Consider the following 7257-nt stretch of genomic DNA (forward strand, 5'->3'; position numbering starts at 1 on the left):
CTCCCAGCCCGTTCCCTCGCAATCCGCGCCTTCGCAGCCCGTTCCCTCCCAGCCTGGGCCGGAGCAGAGCGGGCCCGCGCAGGGCGGCGGCGTGAGCACCGCGCCGGCCGGCAACCCCGCCTCCCTGCGGACGCTCGTCGTGGGCACGGACATCCAGCCCGGCACCTACCGGACGTCCGGTCCGGCGGGCGGGTTCAGCAGGTGTTACTGGGCCCGTCTGAGCAGCACGGACGGCGACGTGATCGCGACCGGCATGCCGGCGGACGCCGCCACGGTCACCATCGAGGCCACGGACAAGGCGTTCCAGACCGGCGGGTGCGCGGAGTGGACCGCTTCATGACGCTTTTATGCGTCAAAGTCTGGACAACAGAGCAGAAACGCGCAATTCTGGCGGGCAATGGAAGGGAGGTATGCCTGAGCGTGCTGGCGTGACGCCCTACGGTTATGGGCCACGCCACTCCGGTGTCCCTGGCCCGGACACGCAGTGGAGAGTGCGGAACAGCGCGCATCGCCACTTGTCCCGAACTGTGTCGTTCGCGAGGAGTGTCCATGCGTTTTCCCGCCCTGATGTCCACCGCCCTGGCCAATCTGCCGGCCATCCTGCCGGCCACGCTGCCGGCCATCCTGTCCGTCCCCGCCGCCGCATCGACCTCGGCCTCTCCGGCCGCCGTCGCGGCCGCGCCCATCCTGCCCGAGCCGGTCCCGCGCGACGGCTGCTGGCACCCCGTGCTGAAGAAGAAGTACGAGCTCGACGCCTACCGCGTACCCTGCCGTGGCGCGTGACTTCGACCTGCTGGTCGTGGGTGACGCCAACCCCGACGTGGTGCTCTCCGGGGCGCCGCGCGGTCTGGCGTACGGCCAGCGCGAGCAACTCGTCTCCGGCGGCGACCTGGTCCTCGGCGGATCCGGCGCCATCACCGCGTGCGGAGCGGCCAGGCTGGGCCTGCGCACCGCGTTCGCCGGCCGCGTGGGCGACGACGCGGCCGGGCGCTTCGTCCTCGACGTCATGGCCGGGCGCGGGGTGGACGTCTCCCACTGCGTGGTCGGTCCCCGGCCGACCGCCATGACCGTCGTCCTGGCCGACGGGGCGGACCGGGCCATCCTCACCTCCCCCGGCTGCCTGCCGGACCTGACCGTGGACGACGTCCCGCGCGGCCTGGCCAGGCATGTGCACGTGTCGTCCTATTACCTGCAACCCGCGCTGGCGGCCGGTCTGCCCGGCTTCCTGGCGGGGGAGCGGCGGGCCGGCGCCACCACCTCCCTGGACACCAACGACGACCCGGCCGGCGCGTGGGACGGCGTCGCCGGCGTGCTGGGCGAGGTGGACGTCTTCCTGCCCAACGCCGCCGAGGCCCTGTCCGTCGCCGCCCGCCTGCCCCAGCCTCCCGGCTCGTCCGCAGCCGCCGGACCGCCGGGTGGGCACCCTGAGGGCGTCGAGGCCGCCGCGGCGCGGCTGGGCGCGCTCGGGCCCGTCGTGGTCGTCAAGAACGGTGGCGACGGAGCGCTGGCATGGGAGTGGGGGAGCCTGACCCGGGCACCCGCCGTGCCCGTGGAGCCGGTCGACACCGTCGGCGCCGGCGACAGCTTCAACGCCGGCTTCCTCGCCGCCCGCCTGCGCGGGATGAGCCTGCCCGAATGCCTGCGGGCGGCCGTGACCTGCGGCTCCCTCTCGACCCAGGCGGCCGGGGGCACCGCCGCCCAACCCACGTGGAAAGAGCTATGAAGATCGTCTTCCTCGGCGCAGGCAGCGTCGAGTTCACCCAGGGCCTACTGGCGGACCTGGTCGCCTTCCCCGATCTGGGGGAGTTCGAGGTGGCGCTGCACGACATCCACCCCGAGCGGCTCGACACCGCCGAGGCCGCCGCCCGCGTCATCGCCGCCGGCCGCCCCGTCAAGATCACCGCCCACCTCGGCCTGCGGGAGGCGCTCGAAGGCGCCGACTTCGCGATCAACATGATCCAGGTCGGCATGATCGACGCCACCCGCGTCGACTTCGAGGTGCCCGCCCGCCACGGCCTGCGCCAGACCATCGCCGACACCATCGGCGTGGGCGGCATCTTCCGCGCCCTGCGCACCTTCCCCGCGCTGGAGCGGATCGGGCAGGCCATGGCGGAGGTCTGTCCCGACGCCTGGCTGCTCAACTACACCAACCCGATGGCCATGAACGTGTGGTACCTGGCCGCCGCCACCCCCGTGCGCAACGTGGTGGGGCTGTGCCACTCCATCTACTGGACGGCCCACGACCTGGCCGAACTCGTGGGGGTGCCGTACGAGGAGGTGTCCTACCTCGCGGCGGGCGTCAACCACCAGTCGTGGATGTTGCGGTTCGAGTCGGGCGGCGAGGACCTGTACCCGCGGCTGGACGAGGCCATCGCCCGCGACCCCGGCATGCTGCGCCGCGTCCGCGTCGACATGTACCGCAGGCTCGGCCACTACCCGACGGAGACCAGCGAGCACTCGGCCGAGTACGTTCCCTGGTACCTGCACGACGAGGCCGAGATCGAGCGCCTGCGCATCCCCGTCGGCGCCTACGTCGGCATCAGCGAGGAGAACGTACGCCAGTACGAGGCCACCCGCGACGCGCTCAGAGCGGGCCGGCCGATCACCGTGGAGGGGACCATGGAATACGCCCCGCAGATCATCCACAGCATCGCCACCGGAACCACCCGTACCGTCTACGGCAACGTCCAGAACAGGGGCCTGGTCGGCAACCTGCCGGCGGACTGCGTGGTCGAGGTGCCGTGCGTCGCCGACGCGCTCGGCGTGCGTCCCCTCGCGGTCGGCGACCTGCCCGCCCAGTGCGCGGCGCTCAACCGCGCCTACGTCAACGTCAACGAGCTCACCGTGCGCGCCGTCACCGAGGGCCGCCGCGACCACGTGCGGCACGCCATGATGGCCGACCCGAACACGGCCGCCAGCCTCACCGTCGAGCGGATCGACGCTCTGTGCGAGGCGCTCTTCGAGGCCCACGGCGAGCTGCTCCCCGCATCGCTCAGGAGGCGGTCATGAAGGTTCACGGCGCGGTGGCGCTGCTCCTCGTCACGGGACTGCTGGCCGGCTGCGGCTCGTCCTCCTCGGACGAGGTCGGCGGGCCGGTCGAGCTCACCTGGTGGCACGGCCAGGTCGAGACCCAGGCCAAGGTCATCGAGGAACTGGCGGCCGACTACAACAAGTCCCACCCGGACGTGAAGATCACCCCCGCGGTCGGCACCACGAACGTGGACGACATGCTGCAGAAGGTCCAGGCGGTGCTGGCCGGAGGCAAGGCGCCGGACATCGCCTACATGTACGGCACCTGGATGCCGCACCTGGCCAGGAATCCCAAGGTGTACGACCTGACCGCCACCGTGAAGGCGCCGGAGTTCGGCTGGGACGACTTCTGGCCGTCGGAGCGGGCCGTGTCGGAGGTGAACGGCAAGGTCGTCGGCGTGCCCGCCGTGGTCGACAACCTGGGCGTCATCTACAACAAGAAGTTGTTCGCCGCGGCCGGCCTCGACTACCCGGACAAGGACTGGACCTGGGACGACTTCCGGACGGCGGCCAAGCAGCTGACCAAGGACGGCGTGTACGGCACCGCCTACCCCGTCACCGGCACCGAGGACACCGTCTGGCGGTTCTGGCCGATGATCTGGCAGCAGGGCGGCGCCATCGTGACGCCCGACGGCAAGAAGTCGGCGTTCAACACCCCGCAGGCGGCGCAGGCGCTCGGTCTGTGGAGCGCCATGGCCCGCCAGGACAAGTCCGTCTACCTCGACCAGAACGGCGAGAAGTTCCTGCCGCTGTTCCAGAGCGGCAAGGTCGGCATGATCATCGCCGGCCCGTGGGCGCTGCTCGACATCATCGACCACAAGGTCGACTACGGCGTGCAGGTGCTGCCCGGCTACAACGGCAACCACGAGACCATCGCCGGGCCGGACAACTGGGTCGTCTTCGACAACGGCTCGCGCAGGGCGAAGGCATCCGCCGACTTCCTCACCTGGCTCACCCGCCCCGAGCAGGACGCTCGGTGGACGCTCGGCCTGGGGAACCTGCCGATCCGCAAGGCCACGACCGAGCTGCCGGCGTACGAGAAGTTCATCAAGGACATCCCCGACATGGACGTGTTCACCGCGAACCTCGACAACGCCAAGCAGGCCAGGCCGCACGTGCCCGTGTACCCGGAGTTCTCCGAGAAGGTCGGCAACGCGATCAGCGAGGCTCTCGTCGGCGGCAGGCCCCCGCAGGAGGCGCTGGCCACGGCCGCCACCGAGGCCGACACGGTGCTCGGGCGGGCCCGATGACGGTGTTCGCCGCGCAGGTGAGCGGGCGGCGCCGGGCGCGCCGCCTGCTGCCCGACCTGACCGGGTGGGGCTTCGTCCTGCCCGCCACGCTGGTGATCGTCGGGTTGAGCCTGTTCCCCGCGGTGTGGGCGCTGCTGCTCTCGCTGCGGGACGGCGACCTGCTCACCGGCGGCGAGTACGTCGGCCTGCAGAACTACCGCGACATGCTCGGCGACACCGAGCTGGCCGCGGCGGCCGGGCACACGGCGCTCTACACGGTGCTGTTCGTGCCCGGCTCGGTGGTGCTCGGGCTCGCGCTCGCGCTGGCGCTGAACCTGAAGATCCGGCTCATCGGCTTCTACCGCACCTGCTTCTTCGTCCCGTACGTCGTCTCGGCCGCCGCCACCGGCATCCTCGCGAACTTCGTGTTCGACCCGGACTTCGGCATCGTCAACGCCGGGCTGAAGGCCCTCGGCCTGCCCGCGACGGGCTTCCTGCAGGACCCGGGACAGGCCATGCTCACGCTCGTCGTGATCTCGATCTGGGGCGGCGTCGGGATGCCCGCCGTGGTCTACCTCGCCGCGCTCCAGGACATCCCACGCGAACTGGTCGAGGCGGCCAGGGTCGACGGCGGCGTGGGCCGGCACGTGCTGCGCCACGTCGTGCTGCCACAACTGCGGCCGGCGACCGTCTTCCTGCTGATCTGGCAGACGATCACCGCGCTGCAGTTGTTCGACCTCGTCTACACCACGACGAAGGGACAGCCGCTCGACTCCACCACGACGATCGTGTTCTACCTCTACCGGCAGGCCTTCCAGCTGTTCCACTCCGGCTACGGCACGGCCATCGCCTACGTCCTGTTCCTCGTGACGCTCGCGATCTCGGGCGCCGTCCTGTGGAGGAGTGCGCGATGAGACGGCGCCACCTCGCCCACCTGTTCCTGATGCCGGCCGCGCTGCTGTTCGTGGCGCCGCTGGCCTGGATGGTGCTGACCGCCTTCATGCCGGACAGCGACATCAACACCTACCCGCCCAAGCTCTGGCCGGAGCACTTCACCACGGCCGGGTTCGCCCGCATCTTCACCGAGGACGACTATCCGCTGTGGCTGGCCAACACGGTGATCGTGGCCGTGGCGGCCGTCGCCGGGCACGTGGTGCTCTGCTCGCTGGCCGGCTACGGCTTCGCGAGGCTCAGCTTCCGCGGCCGCGGGCTCACCTTCGGCGCGCTCATGGCGACCATCATGGTGCCGACGCAGGTGCTGATGATCCCCACGTTCCTGCTGTTCAAGAACATGGGCCTCATCGACACCCTCGGCGCGGCCATCGTCCCGTGGCTGGCGTCGGCGTTCGGCGTGTTCCTCATGCGGCAGTTCTTCCTGTCGCTGCCCAAGGAACTGGAGGAGGCCGCGACCATCGACGGCTGCTCCCGGCTCGGCGTGTTCTTCCGGGTGGTGCTGCCGCTGGCCCGGCCCGCGCTGGCCACCCTCGTCGTGTTCACGCTGCTCGGCGCCTGGAACGACCTGCTGTGGCCCCTGATCGCCATCTCCTCGGAGGAGAGTTACACACTGCAGCTCGGCCTGGCCACGTTCTCCGGGGCCCGGCACACCGAATGGTCGGCCCTCATGGCCGGCAACGTCGTCGCCGTGCTGCCGCTGGTCGCCGCCTTCGTGCTGGCGCAGCGCCACTTCGTGGCCACCATGAGCTTCAGCGGTCTCAAAGCCTGAACATGGGAGGTTTGCACTGGTAGGGCGTGCGTAGGAGGATGCGCACAGCCCACCCAAGGAGGAAGCCATGTCGGTGTTGAAGAGCCTTGTCGACAGTGTGCGCGGCGGCGCGATAGAGGTGGTCGACCTCACCGCGCCCCTGTCGTCCCAGACGCCGATCCTCCAGTTGCCCGAGCCGTTCAGCAACACCATCAGGTTCTCCCTCGAGGAGATCAGCAACTACGACGACCGCGGCCCCGCCTGGTACTGGAACGACATTCACACGGGCGAGCACACCGGCACGCATTTCGACGCCCCCGTGCACTGGGTCACCGGTCGCGACGGCGAGGACGTCTCGCAGGTGCCGCCGCGGAGCCTGATCGCGCCCGCCGTCGTGCTCGACTTCGCCGACGAGGCGGCGCAGGATCCCGACTTTCTGCTGCGGATCGACCACGTCGAGGAATGGCGGCGCGCCAACGGGCCGCTGCCCGACGGCGGCTGGCTGCTCTATCGCACCGGCTGGGACACCCGCTCCGGCGACCAGGACGACTTCCTGAACGGCTCCCACACGCCCGGCATCTCCGTGGAGTGCGCCGAGTGGCTGGCCGCCGAGACGCCGATCGTGGGCCTCGGCGTCGAGACCGTCGGCACCGACGCCGGCGCCGCCCACTCCTTCACCCCGCCCTTCCCCTGCCACTCCTTCCTGCTCGGCGCCGGCAAATACGGGCTCACCCAGCTGCGCAACCTCGACCGCCTGCCCGCGACCGGAGCCGTGGTGCTCGCACCGCCGCTGCCCATCGTGGGCGGCTCCGGCAGCCCGGTGCGCGTGCTCGCCCTGGTGGAACGTTGACCGTCGCCGAGGCCGTGGGCCGGGCCCTGGCCGCCTGCGGGGTCGAGACCGCCTTCGGGGTGGTCGGCAGCGGCAACTTCCACGTCACCAACGCCCTCGTGGCCCACGGCGTGCGTTTCGTCGCCGCCCGCCACGAGGGCGGGGCCGCCACCATGGCCGACGCGTACGCGCGGACGAGCGGGCGCGTCGCGGTGGTGTCCGTGCACCAGGGGCCCGGCCTGACGAACGCGACGACCGGCATCGCCGAGGCGGCCAAGAGCCGCACGCCGCTCATCGTGCTCGCCGGGGAGGCCACCGACGTGCGCTCCAACTTCCACATCGACCAGGAGGCGCTCGCCACGGCGGTGGGTGCGGTGCCGATGCGGGTCACCTCGGCGCGCGACGCGGTGGCCCAGGTCGCCGAGGCCTTCCGGGTGGCGGTGGGGGAGCGGCGCACGGTCCTGCTG

9 protein-coding genes are annotated in these 7257 nt (G+C 71.1%); all 9 read left to right on the forward strand.

From position 1 onward, the window contains the following. On the forward strand, window positions 1–340 hold a 340-nt coding region (locus GUY59_RS45090), incomplete at its 5' end, for a hypothetical protein (protein ID WP_442939094.1). Between the two features lie 209 nt (window positions 341–549). Continuing rightward, a complete protein-coding gene (locus GUY59_RS45095; RefSeq protein WP_138208403.1) occupies window positions 550–783 on the forward strand; it encodes a hypothetical protein in 234 nt (77 codons plus the stop codon). Next, window positions 773–1723, forward strand: coding sequence for a carbohydrate kinase family protein (locus tag GUY59_RS45100; protein WP_138208404.1), 951 nt, complete (start codon window positions 773–775; stop codon window positions 1721–1723). The genes GUY59_RS45095 and GUY59_RS45100 overlap by 11 nt, the downstream gene beginning before the upstream one ends. Beyond that, window positions 1720–3009 (forward strand): alpha-glucosidase/alpha-galactosidase, encoded by a 1290-nt coding sequence (locus GUY59_RS45105; protein ID WP_138208405.1) that lies wholly within the window; start codon window positions 1720–1722, stop codon window positions 3007–3009. The genes GUY59_RS45100 and GUY59_RS45105 overlap by 4 nt, the downstream gene beginning before the upstream one ends. Next, entirely contained in the window at window positions 3006–4280 is a 1275-nt protein-coding gene (locus tag GUY59_RS45110) for an ABC transporter substrate-binding protein (protein WP_138208406.1), read from the forward strand. Before GUY59_RS45105 ends, GUY59_RS45110 begins: the two co-directional genes overlap by 4 nt. Next, window positions 4277–5173, forward strand: a complete 897-nt coding sequence (locus GUY59_RS45115; protein ID WP_132341450.1) for a carbohydrate ABC transporter permease — start codon at window positions 4277–4279, stop codon at window positions 5171–5173. The genes GUY59_RS45110 and GUY59_RS45115 overlap by 4 nt, the downstream gene beginning before the upstream one ends. Beyond that, a complete protein-coding gene (locus GUY59_RS45120; RefSeq protein WP_138208407.1) occupies window positions 5170–5982 on the forward strand; it encodes a carbohydrate ABC transporter permease in 813 nt (270 codons plus the stop codon). The genes GUY59_RS45115 and GUY59_RS45120 overlap by 4 nt, the downstream gene beginning before the upstream one ends. A gap of 67 nt (window positions 5983–6049) precedes the next feature. Next, a complete protein-coding gene (locus tag GUY59_RS45125; protein ID WP_138208408.1) occupies window positions 6050–6811 on the forward strand; it encodes a cyclase family protein in 762 nt (253 codons plus the stop codon). Then, on the forward strand, window positions 6808–7257 hold a 450-nt coding region (locus GUY59_RS45130; RefSeq protein WP_161715063.1), incomplete at its 3' end, for a thiamine pyrophosphate-binding protein. The genes GUY59_RS45125 and GUY59_RS45130, both read left to right, overlap by 4 nt.

Origin of the sequence: Nonomuraea sp. K271 (assembly GCF_009908215.1) — a bacterium.
In the GTDB taxonomy this organism is placed as follows: domain Bacteria; phylum Actinomycetota; class Actinomycetes; order Streptosporangiales; family Streptosporangiaceae; genus Nonomuraea; species Nonomuraea longispora.

Excerpts from the sequence above, each read along its gene's own strand:
- GUY59_RS45115 (WP_132341450.1), top strand. The coding sequence starts at position 4,277 with ATGACGGTGTTCGCCGCGCAGGTGAGCGGGCGGCGCCGGGCGCGCCGC.
- GUY59_RS45095 (WP_138208403.1), top strand. The coding sequence starts at position 550 with ATGCGTTTTCCCGCCCTGATGTCCACCGCCCTGGCCAATCTGCCGGCC.
- GUY59_RS45120 (WP_138208407.1), top strand. The coding sequence starts at position 5,170 with ATGAGACGGCGCCACCTCGCCCACCTGTTCCTGATGCCGGCCGCGCTG.
- GUY59_RS45110 (WP_138208406.1), top strand. The coding sequence starts at position 3,006 with ATGAAGGTTCACGGCGCGGTGGCGCTGCTCCTCGTCACGGGACTGCTG.
- GUY59_RS45125 (WP_138208408.1), top strand. The coding sequence starts at position 6,050 with ATGTCGGTGTTGAAGAGCCTTGTCGACAGTGTGCGCGGCGGCGCGATA.
- GUY59_RS45105 (WP_138208405.1), top strand. The coding sequence starts at position 1,720 with ATGAAGATCGTCTTCCTCGGCGCAGGCAGCGTCGAGTTCACCCAGGGC.